At 52.1% G+C, this 16494-nt stretch carries 21 protein-coding genes; 20 read left to right on the top strand and 1 reads right to left on the bottom strand.

The genetic code is table 11. From position 1 onward, the window contains the following. The 16 genes from LPY66_RS14175 (at window position 1) to LPY66_RS14100 (ending at window position 11616) form a co-directional block, all read left to right on the top strand. Complete coding sequence (locus tag LPY66_RS14175) at window positions 1-729, top strand: hypothetical protein (RefSeq protein WP_015261827.1); 729 nt, start codon at window positions 1-3, stop codon at window positions 727-729. Between the two features lie 16 nt (window positions 730-745). Next, a complete protein-coding gene (locus tag LPY66_RS14170; RefSeq protein ID WP_337984926.1) occupies window positions 746-1312 on the top strand; it encodes a YodL domain-containing protein in 567 nt (188 codons plus the stop codon). Between the two features lie 64 nt (window positions 1313-1376). Continuing rightward, window positions 1377-1793: a SpoVG family protein gene (locus tag LPY66_RS14165; protein ID WP_015261829.1), complete on the top strand. Its 417-nt coding sequence runs from the start codon at window positions 1377-1379 to the stop codon at window positions 1791-1793. Window positions 1794-1850: 57 nt separating this feature from the next. Continuing rightward, window positions 1851-2114 carry a DUF6133 family protein gene (locus LPY66_RS14160; protein WP_015261830.1) on the top strand — a complete coding sequence of 88 codons (264 nt, stop codon included), beginning with the start codon at window positions 1851-1853 and terminating at the stop codon, window positions 2112-2114. Next, entirely contained in the window at window positions 2104-2529 is a 426-nt protein-coding gene (locus LPY66_RS14155) for a prepilin peptidase (protein ID WP_015261831.1), read from the top strand. The genes LPY66_RS14160 and LPY66_RS14155 overlap by 11 nt, the downstream gene beginning before the upstream one ends. A 12-nt stretch (window positions 2530-2541) precedes the next feature. Then, window positions 2542-3438, top strand: coding sequence for a Flp pilus assembly protein CpaB (cpaB, locus tag LPY66_RS14150; protein ID WP_337984925.1), 897 nt, complete (start codon window positions 2542-2544; stop codon window positions 3436-3438). Continuing rightward, on the top strand, window positions 3438-4250 hold the full coding sequence (locus LPY66_RS14145) for an AAA family ATPase (RefSeq protein ID WP_337984924.1): 813 nt from the start codon (window positions 3438-3440) through the stop codon (window positions 4248-4250). Before cpaB ends, LPY66_RS14145 begins: the two co-directional genes overlap by 1 nt. After that, window positions 4247-5647, top strand: coding sequence for an ATPase, T2SS/T4P/T4SS family (locus LPY66_RS14140; protein ID WP_015261834.1), 1401 nt, complete (start codon window positions 4247-4249; stop codon window positions 5645-5647). The genes LPY66_RS14145 and LPY66_RS14140 overlap by 4 nt, the downstream gene beginning before the upstream one ends. Continuing rightward, complete coding sequence (locus LPY66_RS14135; RefSeq protein ID WP_015261835.1) at window positions 5644-6573, top strand: type II secretion system F family protein; 930 nt, start codon at window positions 5644-5646, stop codon at window positions 6571-6573. The genes LPY66_RS14140 and LPY66_RS14135 overlap by 4 nt, the downstream gene beginning before the upstream one ends. Before the next feature lie 8 nt (window positions 6574-6581). Continuing rightward, the gene (locus LPY66_RS14130) at window positions 6582-7451 is read left to right on the top strand and encodes a secretion protein F (protein ID WP_337988094.1); all 870 of its coding nucleotides are present in this window, start codon (window positions 6582-6584) and stop codon (window positions 7449-7451) included. A 15-nt stretch (window positions 7452-7466) separates the two neighbouring features. Next, entirely contained in the window at window positions 7467-7844 is a 378-nt protein-coding gene (locus LPY66_RS14125) for a hypothetical protein (RefSeq protein WP_015261837.1), read from the top strand. Further along, complete coding sequence (locus LPY66_RS14120) at window positions 7838-8233, top strand: DUF4320 family protein (RefSeq protein ID WP_015261838.1); 396 nt, start codon at window positions 7838-7840, stop codon at window positions 8231-8233. The genes LPY66_RS14125 and LPY66_RS14120 overlap by 7 nt, the downstream gene beginning before the upstream one ends. Beyond that, entirely contained in the window at window positions 8230-8781 is a 552-nt protein-coding gene (locus LPY66_RS14115) for a hypothetical protein (RefSeq protein ID WP_015261839.1), read from the top strand. Before LPY66_RS14120 ends, LPY66_RS14115 begins: the two co-directional genes overlap by 4 nt. 101 nt (window positions 8782-8882) lie before the next feature. Then, window positions 8883-9428 (top strand): DUF6550 family protein, encoded by a 546-nt coding sequence (locus tag LPY66_RS14110; RefSeq protein ID WP_015261840.1) that lies wholly within the window; start codon window positions 8883-8885, stop codon window positions 9426-9428. Between the two features lie 67 nt (window positions 9429-9495). Next, window positions 9496-11190, top strand: coding sequence for a hypothetical protein (locus LPY66_RS14105; RefSeq protein WP_015261841.1), 1695 nt, complete (start codon window positions 9496-9498; stop codon window positions 11188-11190). A gap of 87 nt (window positions 11191-11277) precedes the next feature. Next, a complete protein-coding gene (locus LPY66_RS14100; RefSeq protein ID WP_015261842.1) occupies window positions 11278-11616 on the top strand; it encodes a DUF3852 domain-containing protein in 339 nt (112 codons plus the stop codon). Between the two features lie 73 nt (window positions 11617-11689). On the opposite strand, the gene LPY66_RS14095 is transcribed toward LPY66_RS14100, so the two are convergent. Further along, entirely contained in the window at window positions 11690-12130 is a 441-nt protein-coding gene (locus LPY66_RS14095; protein WP_015261843.1) for a hypothetical protein, read from the bottom strand. Window positions 12131-12337: 207 nt separating this feature from the next. On the opposite strand from LPY66_RS14095, the gene LPY66_RS14090 reads away from it, so the two are divergent. The 4 genes from LPY66_RS14090 to LPY66_RS14075 all read left to right on the top strand — a co-directional run bounded on the left by LPY66_RS14090 (window position 12338) and on the right by LPY66_RS14075 (window position 16450). Beyond that, a complete protein-coding gene (locus tag LPY66_RS14090; RefSeq protein WP_015261844.1) occupies window positions 12338-12994 on the top strand; it encodes an HD-GYP domain-containing protein in 657 nt (218 codons plus the stop codon). Window positions 12995-13062: 68 nt separating this feature from the next. Further along, a complete protein-coding gene (locus tag LPY66_RS14085) occupies window positions 13063-13968 on the top strand; it encodes a conjugal transfer protein TrbL family protein (RefSeq protein WP_015261845.1) in 906 nt (301 codons plus the stop codon). Beyond that, a complete protein-coding gene (locus tag LPY66_RS14080) occupies window positions 13965-14525 on the top strand; it encodes a DUF7768 domain-containing protein (protein ID WP_015261846.1) in 561 nt (186 codons plus the stop codon). The genes LPY66_RS14085 and LPY66_RS14080 overlap by 4 nt, the downstream gene beginning before the upstream one ends. Continuing rightward, a complete protein-coding gene (locus tag LPY66_RS14075) occupies window positions 14522-16450 on the top strand; it encodes a DNA cytosine methyltransferase (RefSeq protein WP_337984923.1) in 1929 nt (642 codons plus the stop codon). The genes LPY66_RS14080 and LPY66_RS14075 overlap by 4 nt, the downstream gene beginning before the upstream one ends. Window positions 16451-16494: the final 44 nt, after the last annotated feature.

Below are 16494 nucleotides of genomic sequence, written 5' to 3'. Positions count from 1 at the left end.
ATGAACGCTGAAAACCAAAGGCTTTGTCTGCGCCCCGCTTCGACTGAGGAAGCGGGGCTGTTCTATTCTCAGGATGAGAAGGATCATGAACTCGGAACGGTCGGCCACCTGCGCGTCGACTTTGGGCATGGAGGCAGGGAGTTCTTGTCAACCTGGTGGCCGCACAACGAGGACGCGCTGAATACACCGGAATTCAAGTCGGAGCTTCAGTCCTTCGTGAACGAGCTTCGAAAGACTGGACCATTGAGAAATCTCTCCGTAATGTCGGAATATTGCTACGACCATGGTGACAGCAAGCTGGGTGACGGCTCCAGAGGAAGCTATGGGTTTGTTGCAGAAAGCGAGCATTACCGTTACTGTCTGCGGTGTACGCCGATCCAGGGCGATTACAATGCCTATGTATATATCTACGACAAGCGTCAGCAGGAAATGAGCCAGCTTCAAAAGCTCCTGGATGCAGAACAGGATTTGCCGGAAATGTGCTTTTCTACCTTGACCAGTGATGGGAGCCTGATCTGCGTCAAGCATGGCGAAACCGGATACTACAAATCGGATTGGGATACCGGCAATCTGGAAAAGAACCGGGAGCTGGCCGATTACAACAACGAAAAGCTGGGCGTGTCCAAAATCCAGGAGGAAGCCATGGTCATCAAATCCATGACCGGATGGACTTCTCAGGAGTCTGCATCCCAGGAATCTGGCATGGAGCAGACAATGGGAGGAATGTGATGCAAGGAGGTGCTATATGAACGGAATCCAAATCAAAAACAACCGCATTCTCTACTATGGCAATACGGCGGGCTATCTAGACACCAAACGGGATACGGCCATAGTGGACCCGATGTTTGAAAACGATGAGCTGAAATCCTATCTTTCAAACACCAGAGGGCTTAACATCGAGTGGATGCCCGGTACCTTTGACCGTCTGGCGGCAGGTAAGCTCGACCCGGAGGGCAACCTGCAGGTGCTGAAGAAATGCAGGGTGCATCAGCTGAAGCCCGACGCCGATATCATGATGAAATTCATCGGATACGACGAACTCACGGAGCGCTTCGGGGAGCCGGACCCTGCCAATTACCAAGCGGTATACGACGGCGAAGTGGAAACCAACGATCTGGAGGAGCTCTATGCCAAATTCAACCTGGACCACCCGCCCGGCTACGAGGGACATAGCCTCTCTATGTCTGATGTAGTAGAGCTGTACGACGAGTCCGGCAGCTCCTTCCACTATGTCGACCGCTTCGGCTTCCGGGAGATACCGTTTCAGGGATCGGAGCAGGAACAGACACAAGGCCCGCAGATGAGTATGTGACCCAAGTAACCCTCAGCCGAAAGGCTGTTTTTTCATCTTTAAATTATAAAAGGAGGAATCGACCATGAGTAAAATCCAGGCAACGTCCAAGGCTCCCCAGCAGGATGCGCAGACCGCCGCGGAACAGCCCCTGCCCATGAAGGTGGATGTGAAGATCAGCTCCATCCGGCCGGAGGGCAATATCCGAGCCATCGCATCCGTCAATCTGAATGACTGCTTTGCCATCCGCAACGTGAAGGTGATGGACAGCACCAAGGGGCTGTTCGTCGCCATGCCCAGCTACAAGGCCGGAAGCGGTGAATACAAGGACATCTGCTTCCCGGTAACCAAGGAATTCCGGGAGCAGCTGAACAACGCCGTCATTGACGCTTACCATCAGGCTCTGACGCAGAGCCAGGCACAGAACCAGCAGAAGGCGGAAGCATCCCCTTTTGAACAGGCGCCGGAGCAGCGCTCCGGCATGCAGATGGCGGGACTGTAGGTCCTGCCATCCTTGTCACACAACAATTCTATCAAAACATATTGGAGGTATATTTAAATGAAGAAATTCCTGAACAAGATCAAGAGAAACCTGTCCAACACGGCGGTCAATATCCGTGACCATCTGACCTTGAAGTATCTGACGGCAAAGACCCTGCTCTGCTCCCAGCGCGGGGAGGGCTTTGTGGATACCGCCATTAAAATCCTGATGGCCGTGGTAATCGGCGCGCTTGTTCTCGCCGGGCTCTACGCCCTGTTCGGAGAAACGGTGCTTCCGACCCTGAAGCAGCGGATCACGGACATGTTCAACTATGGTAAGTAACTTGCCCTTGCTGCTGCAGGGCGGCCTTTTTACCGCTCTGCTGGTCGCGGCTTCAGTGAGTGACATCAGAAAACAGCTCATACCGGATTGTGTTTGTATTGGGATTGCCCTGACCGGGCTATTGACCCTCACGCCGGAAAAGCTGCTGGGGCTCGTGACCGCCGTCCTTTTATTCGGCATTGCCCTCCGGTTAGGCGGATTGGACGGCGGGGATATCAAGTACACCGCTGCCGTTGGGCTGGTGCTGGGCCTTCACAAAAGCATGGCGGGGATCATCCTTGGATTTACCGCCATGCTGATATTTCATGCAATATATACCCTGATCCAAAAGGCGCGCGGAGGGGATATACGAAAATCATATCCCCTAGCGCCTTTTTTCTCTCTCGGCTGCCTGACAGCCTATTTCTTTTTTTAGGAGGAACATTCTATGAGCTTTTTGAAAAACCGCACGGTGCTGGGGGCTATCTGCATCGTGCTTTCCCTGATTATCTGCTTTGCGCTGACGCCTCTCTTTAACCAGAGTGTGTCGCAGAAAACCACCGTAGTCCGGGTGGTCAAGGACATCCAAAACGGCGAACAAATCACCAAGGATATGGTGCAGACCGTGGAGGTAGGCGGCTACAACCTGCCCGAAAACGTCATGACGAAAGCCGATTCGGTGATCGGAAAGTATGCCAAGGCTGATTTGACGCCCGGCGATTACATCCTCGCCGCCAAGCTGTCGGACAGCCCGGCTTCGGAAAACGCCTACCTGTACGATCTGAACGGAAGCAAACAGGCCATTTCCGTCACCATCAAGAGCTTCGCGGAGGGCTTATCCGGCAAGCTGACCTCCGGGGATATTGTCAGCGTCATTGCCCCGGACTACAAAAAGCAGGGCTCCACGGTCATCCCCACCGAGCTGACCTATGTGGAGGTTGTCGGCGTGACCGCCAGTTCCGGCTATGACACCGATCAGGTTGATACCCAAAAGGATAAATCCACAAGTTCGAATAATGAAAAGCAGCTTCCCGCCACCGTAACCCTTCTTGTATCGCCGGAGCAGGCGAAAATCTTGGCAGAGCTGGACTCTGAGGGCAAGCTCCACCTGTCCCTGGTATACCGCGGCACCAAGGATGGCGCCCAGAAATTCCTTGCCATTCAGGATAAACTGCTGGAAGCTCTGTATCCGAAGCCCTCGCAGAGCCAAAGCAGTACCTCCTCAACAGGCAGTACCACATCGACAAGCAGCGCTGCGGGCGGCACATCAACCAGCAGCTCAGCCAAAGCCGCCGCAGCCAATACCGCTGCAGAATCGCAAAGCATGGAAAGTGGGGGGCGCTGATGATGAATTTCATGAAAGGGAGTCTTTTCTCCCGAAACCAGCTGAAGCCGCCCCAGGAGGACTTGGAACCGGATGTTCAGGTTCTGGCCGTGTGGGGCAGCCCCGGCAGCGGCAAAACCACCGTCAGTGTGCGCCTTGCCAAGTATCTGGCCGATCATAAGCGCAACGTTGTGTTGCTTCTTTGTGACATGACGGCTCCGATGCTGCCATGCATTTGTCCGCCTGCCGATCTGGAATGCGAACGATCCCTGGGCAGTATTCTGGCGGCGACCCACATCACCGATACCCTCATCCGCCAGAACTGCATCACCCTCAAGAAGATGGGCTATCTGACCATCATCGGTATGATGAAGGGCGAGAATATGTATACATATCCGCCCTATACTCCAGAGCTGGCGGTTGAACTCATTGACCACCTGCGGGATGTTGCCCCGTATGTCATCATCGACTGCGGCAGCTACATTGCCTATGATGTCCTCTCGGCGGTTGCGCTTCTGGAGGCCGATTCCGTCCTCCGGCTGGTGAACTGCGACCTTAAATCGGTCAGCTATCTGTCCAGCCAGCTCCCGTTGTTACAGGAACAGAAATGGGACGCTGATAAGCAATACAAGGTGGCATCAAACGTGAAAACCAATCAGGCAGGGGAGCACATCGAGCAGGTGCTGGGCAACATGACGTTTAAAATCCCGTATTCCTATGAGCTGGAGAATCTGGCGCTGGCAGGAAACCTGCTTGGGGAGCTGGCGCTCAAGGACAGCCGTGGCTTCCGCTTGGAGATCGCCAAAATCGCAAAGGAGGTGTTCGAGGTATGAGAAAGGACTCTTTACAGCTGGAACATTTGTCTGCGGCTGATATGACAGGCAATCAGGAGCTGTTCTTTTCGCCGGGCGGGGCCACCAGGGAATTTAATTCGGTGCTTCAAGAGGTACAGGAATATATCACCGGCAAATATGCGACCCTCATCACCGACGGCGGTACGGAAGAAGTAAAAGCCCAAGTCAAGCGCTATATCACCAAATATGTGCAGGATTACCGCCTGGCAGTGGCCGGCATGGCGCAGGCCCAGCTGGTGGACGCCCTGTACACCGAGATGGCGGAATTCTCGTTTTTAACTAAGTACATCTTCGGCACCGGCATTGAGGAAATCGACGTCAACGCCTGGAACGATGTGGAGGTGCAGTACAGCAGCGGCGTCACCAAAAAGCTGAAGGAACGCTTCGATAGCCCGGAGCATGCCGTCAATGTGGTGCGCCGCATGCTTCATGTATCCGGCATGGTGCTGGATAACGCCAGTCCCGCCGTGCTGGGGCATCTTTCCAAGAACATCCGCATCGCTGTGCTGAAAGCTCCGGTGGTGGATGAAGATGTAGGCGTAGCGGCAAGCATCCGTATCGTCAATCCGCAGTCCATGCAAAAAGAGGACTTCATCGGCGGCGGAACCGCCACCGAACCCATGCTGGACTTTTTGGCGGAATGCCTGCGTTACGGTGTTTCCACCTGCGTGGCGGGCGCCACCAGCTCCGGCAAGACCACGCTGGCCGGCTGGCTTCTCACCACGATACCCGACAGCAAGCGAATTTTTACCATTGAGAACGGCTCCCGTGAGCTGGCGCTGGTACGCCAGCGGGATGGAAGAGTCTGCAATAGCGTCATCCACACCCTGACCCGCGACAGCGAAAACGAACGGCAGCGGATCACGCAGACCACCCTGCTGGATATGTCCCTGCGCTTTAATCCGGATTATGTGGTGGTCGGTGAGATGCGCAGCGCGGAAGCTAACGCCGCCCAGGAGGCCGCCCGAACCGGCATTACCGTGCTGACCACCATCCACTCCAACAGCTGCGAGGCGACATGGCGCAGGATGGTATCACTCTGCAAACGCGCCGTTGACATGTCTGACGAAACCCTCATGGCTTATGTGACGGAAGCCTATCCCCTGGTGGTGTTTTGCAAGCAGCTCGAAAACAAGGCGCGCCGCGTCATGGAGATCATGGAGTGCGAAATCCTGCCAGACGGCACAAGGAACTTCCGTCCTCTGTTCCAGTATCATATCACCGAAAACCGCATGGAAAACGGCAAATTCATCATCAGCGGCCGGCACGGCGTAATACAGGGGATTTCAGAAAGCCTGCAAAGACGTCTGCTGGAAAACGGCATGCCCCAGGATACCCTGAAACACATTCTTTCGATGGGAGGTGCTGTGGCATGACCGCAATTCTCTTAGTTGCCTGCGTCGGCATGATCGCCGGCGCCTTCCTGTTACTTGGAATTTCACCGCTATCGTTTACTGACGGCCTGTTCGGGTTTCTGACCCGGAAAAACAAGAGCATCCGTTCAGAGATCAACGAGGCCGCCCGGCGTAAAAAAATGTCCTTTTTCCGGCGAGAGATCACGGAGGTGCAGGAAATCCTCAAGATCACCGGACGGAGCAGCCGCTTTTCCCTTATCTGCGCGGCATCCCTGCTGTGTTTTGCCGGCGGCGCCAGCCTTGCCATCCTCATGGGGAATGTTTTTCTGGTGCCGGTGCTGGCAGTCGGTATGATGTTTCTTCCGTTCTGGTACGTCCGATTGACATCAAGCCACTACAAAAAGAACATCGCTGCCGAGCTGGAAACGGCCTTATCCATCATCACCACGGCATATCTGCGGAACGAGGATATCGTGACGGCGGTGGAGGAAAGTCTCCCCTATCTGAACCCACCGGTCCGGAGTGTTTTTGCCGGATTTCTGGCACAGGTCAAGCTCATCAGTCCGGACATTGACGATGCCCTCCATGCAATGAAGCCGAAAATTGAAAACGAGGTTTTCAGGGAGTGGTGTGACGCCATCGCCGCCTGCCAGTACGACCGGAGCCTGAAAACCACCCTGACCCCTATTGTGTCGAAGCTCAGCGACATGCGCATTGTTAACGCGGAGCTGGAATACCTGGTATTCGAACCCCGGAAGGAATTCATTATCATGGCGATGCTGGTGGTCGGGAATGTACCCATCATGTATTTACTCAACAAGGACTGGTACCACACCTTGATGTATACGGCGGTGGGGCAAATCATTCTGGCGGTTTGTGCGGCTGCCATCTTTATTTCCACTGCATTTGTAATCCGGCTGACCAAGCCCATTGAATACAGGAGGTGACGCAGATGATGAAGCAATTATTTTTAGCAGGAATCCTGCTTGCAACGGGGTTGTTTTTTGTCCTTTCGGATATTCTGAAGCTGCCCACCATGAAAACGGCCAAGGCTATGCTGGGGGCAGGAAAAGGAAGCAAAAAAGCCGCAAAGACCATAGAAGCCTGGATCATGTCCGGCGCGGTCAGACTATCAAAGCATATCCGCATGGATGAGTACAAGCACAGCAGGATGGAAAACATCCTCAAGGCGGCAGGCTACTCCATGACCCCGGAGGTCTACACAGCCTACGCCATCACCAAGGCCGGAGCCATCCTGCTGGGCGTCATTCCATGTCTGATTCTGCTTCCTCTGGTCACGCCGATTCTGGTCATCCTCGCGATTCTGACCTACTTCAAGGAAATCCGCAAGGCCGATGAACGACTGAAAGCAAAGCGCGATCAGATCGAAGGCGAGCTGCCCCGGTTTGTGGCGACGGTTGAGCAGACCTTAAAATCCAGCCGGGATGTACTCGCCATGCTTGAGAATTACAAGAAAAACGCCGGTCCTGCTTTCGTGCGGGAGCTGGATGTGCTGACGGCCGATATGCGCTCCTCATCCTACGAGGCCGCCTTGACCCGGTCTGAAGCAAGGCTCAACTCGCCCATGCTGTCCGATGTGGTAAGAGGACTCATCGGCGTCCTGCGGGGCGATGACAGCGCCGTGTATTTTCAGATGCTGGCTCATGACTTCAAGGCACTGGAGCTCCAGCGGCTCAAGGGACAGGCGCAGAAAATCCCGCCGAAAATCCGCGTGTTTTCCTTCGTGATGCTGATGTGTTTTTTGCTGACATATATGGCGATCATCGCGGTTCAGATCTTAACGTCCCTTGGCAACATGTTTTAAAAAGGAGGAACCCATATGGATATGGAAAGAAAAAAACTTGAAAAGAAGCTGCAGGAACGGATTGAGGCAAACTACCGCACCTACCTCCAGCAGCTCCAGGACCGACCCGCTTCCGACCTCATTGAGCAGGCCGCGGAGATCGCCGCGGTAAAGCTCGTCTATGATGAGCTTATGGGTGGCTGTAATCCGGATTATGCGGATTACCTGCTCCGGTTTGATAACCCGCTCCAGTTAGTGAGCGACCAGTGGCTGGCGGAGCAAAATGTATCCCATGCCGACGAAATGGATCATGTACTTTGGAGCATCACCGACAAGGGGCTGGGAGAGGGGGACTATGCCATGCTGGAGGACGGGCAGACCCCTGCGCAAAACGAGGGGGTACGCTTATGCTGAAGCTCCTCCGTTCCCAGCGCGGTGAGGGGTATATCGATGTGGCAGTGCTGGTGCTGTGTGTCATGCTGGTTATCGCTGTTGCTGTCAGCGTCCTGCCGGTATTCATAACGAAAAACAAGCTGGACACTTACGCCTCAGAGCTGTGCCGGGAAGCGGAGATCGCCGGGTGCGTCGGCACGGAAACCACCCTCCGGGCGCAGGTCCTGACGGAACAGACAGGGCTGACTCCAAGTATTACATGGTCTAAAACCGGAAGAATCCAGTTGAACGAGGAATTCACCGTAACGCTCACCACTCAGGCGGATATTGGGCTGTTCGGCGGCTTTGGAAGCTTCCCTGTTACTCTGAAGGCTGAAGCGTCCGGTAAAAGCGAGGTGTATTACAAGTGACAAATGGAAAATTATGTGCTATACTCAAAAGCAAGAAAGGGACGGCCTTTCCCCTCACCGTTGCGGTCACCCTGGCCTTGCTGCTGTTCCTTTGTGCCGCTTCCGAAGGCATCCGGCTGATGATCATCGCCCAGGGTGTTAGGGATGCGGTTCAATCCGCTGTGATATCGACCGTAAATGATAATTATGAAAACGTGTATCACGGCGTGAGGGAGGGCTATAGCGGAGCATATCAGCCTTCGGCGGCCGAGTTCGAGCAAAGTCTCAATTACGGCGACATTTACAGCCGGCTGGACAAGGTGCTGGGGCTTACGCAGGAGAACGGCTACCAAGTGAAATATACCGGAAACAACGTGGAATTCAGGATATCCGGACTGTCAGTCAGCCTTCGGAACATGCCGCTGGCTCCGTCGAATCCTGACAATACGAACGGCTTTCTGGCTGATACAGTGATACGGCTGGAGGTTCCGGTATCCTTTGCCGGAAACCTTCTGCCGCCGATGATCATTAATGTTAAGGTTCAGGCAAAATATATGCCTTTATTTTAAGAACTTAAAAATGGCCCATAGACTTGCGGAAAAGTCTGTGGTAATGTGTGATACTGAAAAAAGGAAATTATCAACCAACGTTTAAAAGGAGGTAACATACCATGAAACTGACAGAAAAAGCAAAAAAGCGGCTCACGCTTGCCGGACTCGGTGTCGTGTGTGTCGTCCTTGTCATAGCGATAGCCTCGCAGTTTATAGCAGTGGCACCCAAAGAAGCAGATGTGCAGCCTTCCACTATGGCAACAAACACTGTGACTCCCTCTGTTTCAACTCCTGCGACTGCGGGAACTCCGACTTCAACTCCGGAAGTCAGCGTAAAGCCCACGACCCCGACCGAATCAGCTTCTCAGGTGACAGATACCGGAAATTCCACTGGAACTGATCAGAGCATTCAGGCAGAAGTGACGAAACCCACTGCGCCTTCGGAGGAAGCAAAAACTAATCCCTCTCAAAAGCCAGACGGACAGAAGGTCACCAATTCTGACAGCGGTACATCGTCATCCTCAACACCGAAATCCGGAGATAAGAAGGACGGAAAAATCTATGTACCCGGTTTTGGATGGATTGACGATAATGGTGGGGGTGTCGATCAAGAAACCGTGGGCGGTGAAGGTGATATCAATAAACAGGTTGGCAACATGAACTGAAGTATAGTTTTTTAATAAGCAAAAAGCACCGAGTTTCGGTGCTTTTTGTTGTTTAAGGAGGGTATAAATGAAACGACAACTCAGCATTTTCCTTACACTGGTACTGCTGATATTTTTGTTTTCGCCCATTAAAGCCTACGCTGAAGGTGATGGAAACATAGACCACGGAGGCGGTGGGATGGGCAGTGGTACCGGCGAAAATTACTGGAATTCCGGGGATGAGGGTGTCAGGATAACTGTTGTTCGGGCAAGTGATAAGACAGCAGTCACGACTCCCATTGACTTCACCAATATAACACCTACGGTGGCTGTACATTTCGGGAAAATATCAAAGTTAGCGTATACAAATGGAAGATCTATTACACCATCTACTTCAAAGTATTTGTGTATAAAAGTTGATATACCTCTGCCACGAATTATTAGCTCTGGTAGCGGGCAATCCAGCATTGAGGAAATTAAACGATATTTTTGCTCGGAATATGTACTGATGCGCATTGCTGATGTTACTGGCATGAATTACGATATATTAATCAATGGCGAGTATAAGATTCTACTAGAACCCATTGCGTACATGACTTTCGGCGGGATTAAGTACGCCCTGACCGCTACGGAGGCAGCACTTTTTGACCAGCAGCTGGATGGCGGTTTGCGAAGTAAGATGGTGTCTCTCAGCCACAAAAATCTGCCACTGGCGATGTTTCTCCAAACCGCGGATCTCGGTTATCCTGCATGGAGCGGCTCCACAACTACTGCCGCCTCGGATACGGACATCATCTCATCCCTTGGGCTTGGTATCGTGCGGTTCAATGGAGCTGAAGCGGACCCTACCGAAGTCAGCACGGTTGACTACGAATACCGCGTCAACACAGATGTAATAACCTCTGTAACTGTGCGGGGCGGACAGGCCGATCCGGATCATCCTGTTACGGTTAAATTTACTATCGGCGGCCAAACCTATACGGTAAGCGGCGTCTATTATCCGTCAGGCGACAGTCAACTGGTGTGGGTGCGATGGACAACACCGGCCACTCCGCAAACGATGACTATTCGCGTATCAGTAACTGGCGGCGGCTCGGCAAGCCAAGGGATTATCACAGCAAAGATCATCGATCTCTCAGGAAATGATCCGCCCAATCCAGTGGCGGATGACCGCAACAACTCCTACACCACACCATCTGTACCAAGCAAAGCGCAGAATACCTCTGCATCGTGGGGAATCTGGCGCCCCTGGTGGCATGCCAATTGGGTATGGATTTCTACGGGTGAAGATACCGGATATTGGGTAGACGAAGGCTGGTGGGAGTTCGACTGGATTTCCTATAGAGCAAGCCTTTCCGCCGTAATGAGCATCGTTCCAGATGCCAAAGACCCCACCGCTTCGGGTAAGACCCTGAAATCCGGCTATGGCATCAACCAGACCACCACGGCAAATGTCAGTACCAACCAGTCGTCGGCAGTGACAGATGCACAGACCGCCGTGACCTATTTCCCTGAATCTCAATATAAGACATACTGGCGGCTGCTGGAGCAAACGCAATCCGGATACAACGCCAAGTTTGAGTTCGCATCCAACAAATACTCGACCTATAATCGCCGGACACACTTCACACCCATTTGGTTCCCGGACGGAAGTTACACGGCGTACACATGGCTCATTGACTGCTGGACGCCAGCCGGAATGTTGTCAGCGAACCTCACAGACTCTGTCAACATACAGGGCAACCTCTGGTCGGACTGGCATATCGCCCCTGTAAAACCCTAACCCTCAGAAAAGAAAAAGGATCGCAGAGTAACATCTTTGCGGTCCTTTTTCATGTAAAACAATTATATAGAAAGGTGGAATTATTCTATGAAACTGAAACGTATTCTCTCGGTTCTCTGCGTCGCTCTTCTTCTGACCTGCCTTTTTGCGACAAACGCATATGCCGCAGGTAGCGGCGACGTGGCTGGTGCGATACAGAGCACATGGAACGACGCTTCCAGCCAGATCAAAACCGTGGTCAACAAGGTTGTGTTTCCTGCCATTGACTTGGTCCTGGCCGTGTTCTTTTTTGCAAAGTTGGGTACGGCTTACTTTGATTATCGGAAACATGGTCAATTTGAATGGGCCGCGCCGGCGATCCTGTTCGCCTGTTTGGTGTTCACGTTAACGGCTCCGCTCTATATCTGGTCTATACTTGGGATGTGACGAAAAGAGCAGGTCGACTCCTTTGATTAGGATTCGGCCTGCTCAACAAATTGGAAGTTATCGAGTAGACGCATTATGAATTTTTGATTTTGTTTTCAATCATTTCCCATGTAATTAATTTCTTGATTTTTTCATGTGCTTGTGAACGTTTGTTATCGACGCAAAGTTTTTCAGCTTCTTGCATAGCCTCTGATATATTGTAGCCAGCAGCCTCTGCCATCCAAAGTAATAGTTCTGGACATATAAAACCTCCATTTTGCCATTTGAGGTCCCAGCACGTAGCTTTTGCATCTAAGTCTAGTTTTTTTTGCTCTTTCTTTTGACCATAATATGATTCTAACAAATGCCATCGCTGATTTGGTTCCGCTAAAGACTTATTAACTGTTAATCCTAACTCTATAGCATATTCTATATATCCGCCTTTCGGTTGTTGATATTTTTTTACAAATTCATCTGATAACTCATAGTGACTATTTTTGTTTTTGTAAAATGCTATTACTTCTCTATTTGTCATATTCTTACCTCTATAGTAATAGTACAAATTCCTGTTTATCGATATTTCGATCATATCACATGATACTACTTATTTCCATCATCCTTATGCAAGTATTGCGGGGCAGGTTTCTGTCATAATTGGCCACGAACAATATTGTGCAGCGATCCATGAGGGACAGGCAACAAACCTGTCCCTCTAATTTTTTTACACGAAAGGAAACGCTAAATGAAAAAAGAAACGGAACGAAGAACCCACATTCGAGGCTTTGTCAATGTTCTGCCGGAGAAGGAAAAAGAGCATATGCGTCGGGTCGGGGTACTGACAGGTACGCTTACTGAAATGGCATATGAATCTGGGATTTACAAAGACGATGCAGCTTGGAATGGGTACAAACATTTTGGGGCGGCCGCATTTTACCACGATATCGGCAAGGTGTGGATTCCGCGGCAGTTATTGGTAAAGAACGGGGCGCTTACGAAAGAGGAAGAACGAATGATTCAACTTCATCCGGTGCATGCGAGAATACTGTACGAGGAATTCGAGGATGGCGTGGTTTTTGGGATTCCAAAGCACCTGTTGCTGCCGGCATTTCAAGCTGCGGAATATCATCACGAAAGATGGGACGGCAAAGGATATCCTTATGGGATTGGAACGGTTGACATTCCACTCATTGCCCGGATTATAGCAATATGCGATGCCTACGACACCATCACGAACAAAAGGACATATAAAGACGCAATGTCCCATGAAATTGCCTGTCGTGAGTTACAGGCAAACGCCGGAACTCAGTTTGATCCGGTGCTGACACAGATTTTTCTTGAAAATGAGAATGCCTTTGCCCGGCTGAAAGAAGATCAGATTTGCGAACATCAATCAAAATAATTCTCATTAACCATTTTGAGCCTATATAAGATCAGGCTCTTTATTTTTTTGTCAAGGAGGTGATGCCCATGTTCATATGGGACTTTGCAGCCGATACCGTGCTGAAACAGATTCTGGATTGGGTCTATGGTCAGATCATCGGCTTTCTCGGCAACTTTTTTTCTGCTATGGGCAATATGGGCGCCGATCTGTTCGAAATGACCTGGGTGAAATCCATTGTCCTGTTCTTTTTTTATCTGGCTTGGGCGCTTTACGGCACAGGGCTGGTGGTATCCGTCTTTGAGTGCGGCATCGAGTATCAGTCCGGCCGGGGAAGCGTGAAGGATACAGCGCTCAACATTCTCAAGGGCTTTCTGGCGGTGGGGTTGTTTTCCACGGTGCCTGTGGAGCTGTATAAGCTCTCCGTTTCCCTGCAGAGCAGCTTCACGGCCGGCATTACCGGATATGGCTCCGGTGTGGATACTCTCGCGGGTAACATCATCAATTCACTGTCATCAGCTGGAACATTGGAAGCTGCAGGAACGGCCGGCGTGTTTGGAGGTGCCGGAAGTACTATAAACCCCATCATGATGCTGTTCATTCTCATCATGATGGGCTATGCAGTGATCAAGGTGTTTTTTGCAAATCTGAAGCGCGGCGGTATTCTGCTCATTCAGATCGCGGTTGGCAGCCTTTACATGTTTAGCGTACCAAGGGGATACTTGGACGGTTTTGTGAGCTGGTGCAAGCAGATTGTCGGCTTGTGTCTGACGGCTTTTTTGCAGTCTACCATTCTCATCGCAGGATTGATGGTAATCAAAGATCACGTTCTGCTGGGGCTGGGGTTGATGTTGGCAGCCGGAGAAATCCCCCGCATCGCCGGAGCCTTCGGACTGGACACCAGCACCAAGGCCAACCTCATGAGTGCGGTATATACTGCTCAAACCGCTGTCAACATGACGCGCACTGTGGTAAAGGCGGTGGCAGCGAAATGAAACTGGTCTATATCTGTTCTCCTTATGCAGGAGATATCGAAAACAATCTTCGGTTTGCCAGAGCCGCCTGCCGCTACGCTGTAGATCAAGGGTGTGCGCCCATAGCTGTCCATATGCTGTACCCACAAATCTTGGATGACTCAGTCCCCGCTGAAAGAGAGGCCGGCATTCAGATGGGCTTGCGGGTATTGGCCTCTTGCGATGAGGTGTGGATTTGCGGTAAGCGGATCAGCCACGGAATGGGCTGTGAGATCGCGGAGGCCGAGCGGCTCGGCATACCAATACAGAACATATCGACAGAACAAATAAAGGGAGGAATCGCTATGAAACAGTACGGCATCTGGGCAAGACGGAGCGCCGGCTCAATATGCGGGGCGGCGGAAGCCTGGCTGAAGAATGACGGCAAGCCGATAACCTTTGATACCTATGAAGAAGCGGCAACGGAAGCCGAACGGTTGATGCGGGACATCCGTACACCCAATGTGTCCTACTTCCCGAAAGAAAGGGAGATCGAGCTGGAGGAAGCGCCCACCCCCGGCATGAAGCTGCAGCTGTGACTTCACTGCTGACCCTCGGAAGCCTGTTCGACGGGATCGGTGGATTTCCGCTGGCAGGCGTCCGGCAGGGCTTTACCCCTGTATGGGCCAGTGAAATCGAACTGTTTCCCATTAAAGTCACGAAATTACGGTTTCCGGATATGCTCCATGTTGGCGACATCACACAGCTGAAAGGTGCCGAACTGACTCCCGTGGATGTGGTCTGCGGGGGCTCACCCTGTCAGGATCTTAGTGTGGCAGGAAAACGTGCCGGCCTTCAGGGCGAGCGTTCCGGGCTGTTCATGGAGCAGGTTCGTGTCATCAAGGAGATGAGAGCGTATGACAAAGCAAACGGAAGGACAGCTGACGCTATTCGACCTCGGTATATGTGCTGGGAAAATGTCCCCGGAGCCTTCAGTTCCTCAGACTCCGAGGACTTCAGGGCGGTACTCGAAGAAACCTGCAGAATTGCTGACAGTACCGTATCTGTACCTCGACCTCCGGGAGGGGTATGGCAATCTGCTGGGGCCATATTGGGAGATCAATTCTCCGTTGCTTGGAGAGTATTGGATGCTCAATACTGGCCCCGCACCCCGCAACGGAGGAAACGCATCTACCTTGTCGCAGATTTTGCAGGCCGAACCGCACCCCAAATATTATTTGAGCAAGACCGCTTGTTTGGGGATTCTGCGGAGAGCGAAGAAACGCGGCAAGGAGCTGCCGCCTGTCCTGAAAAAGGCACTGGAAATACAGGCGGGAATCCGTCCGATCACGGAGATAACGGCAGAGAATGTCTGACACCGTGGGATGTGCAGAGCCGCCGTATTTATGAAAGCGGCGGTGTTTGGCCCTCCCTCTACAGTGGCAGTGGTGGTGGCGGCGGACATGGTTATGTAACAACAGAAAAAGAAAACCTGTCCTGCTCGGATAATCTGCCAGTAGCCTTCGCCTGTAACCAGCGGGATGAAGTGCGGGAACTGAATGACGTGGCTGGTGCGATACAAGCTCAGCCTGGCATGAAGCAGCAGACCTTTATTGCCGAAACACTGAATCAGGACTGCTCAAATTGTTTAACACCTTGGGATACTCAACAGGATCGAATTTTTACTCAAGAAAGTATTGCTCCTACCTTGGCCGGCGCAGACGGCGGCGGTGGCAGAAATCCAGGTGGACTCCTGTTTGCGGCTGCTTTTTCTGCTGGGCAGGGTTCGAAAGCCGGAGGCATAGGTTATCAGGAAGAATGCGCGCCAACGCTAAAGGCTTCGGAAAGCGGTACAAACATGGTACCATCGGTGCTGTGCCTGAATGACCAGGGCGGCAACCGTATGGATATCACTGAAAATATTACAGCTACGCTGCGGGCGCAGATGGACGGACATCCCCCTCTTGTATTGGGGAACCAACCGGAACTGTTCGAGAACCATGGCATTGACTCGCGCTATACTGGCCCCCATGAGATAGCCCCAACGATGTCCGCCCGATATGGCACGGGGGGTAACAACGTGCCGCTGATTTCCCAGCCGGCTGTTCTTCCAGATGAAGAATGTGCCGATCTGTCACCTGACGAAACCTACTGTATCGCCGGTAATATTATCGACCGGCAGGATCATAACGGCGGGAACGGCATCGGCGTACAGCCTGACATCAGCTATACCGTAACGGCCACTGATCGGCATTGTGTCTTTTCCCAGCAGCGAAGTGACGAATACGCACAAAACGAGGTGGTCAGCACCCAAAGCGCAAGACAGTACAAGGATGCAACCGACCTGGTGTGCGAATCTGACGTCGCCGGGCTAGACTGCCGGAACGGTGTGGAAAACGGCGATCTGTGCGGGACGCTCCAGTCTAAAACGGATGGTGGGTACTCCCTCAACAACGTGCATCCTGTTCGCGTCGGTAAGCTGATCCGGAGGCTGACGCCGCTGGAATGCGAACGGTTTATTTAGGAACTATACACGGTAGTTAATTACACGATAGAAAGACGATGTAA

This window comes from Dehalobacter sp. DCM (assembly GCF_024972775.1).
Taxonomy (GTDB): Bacteria; Bacillota; Desulfitobacteriia; order Desulfitobacteriales; family Syntrophobotulaceae; genus Dehalobacter.
This window is presented reverse-complemented; position numbering and strand designations above follow the sequence as displayed.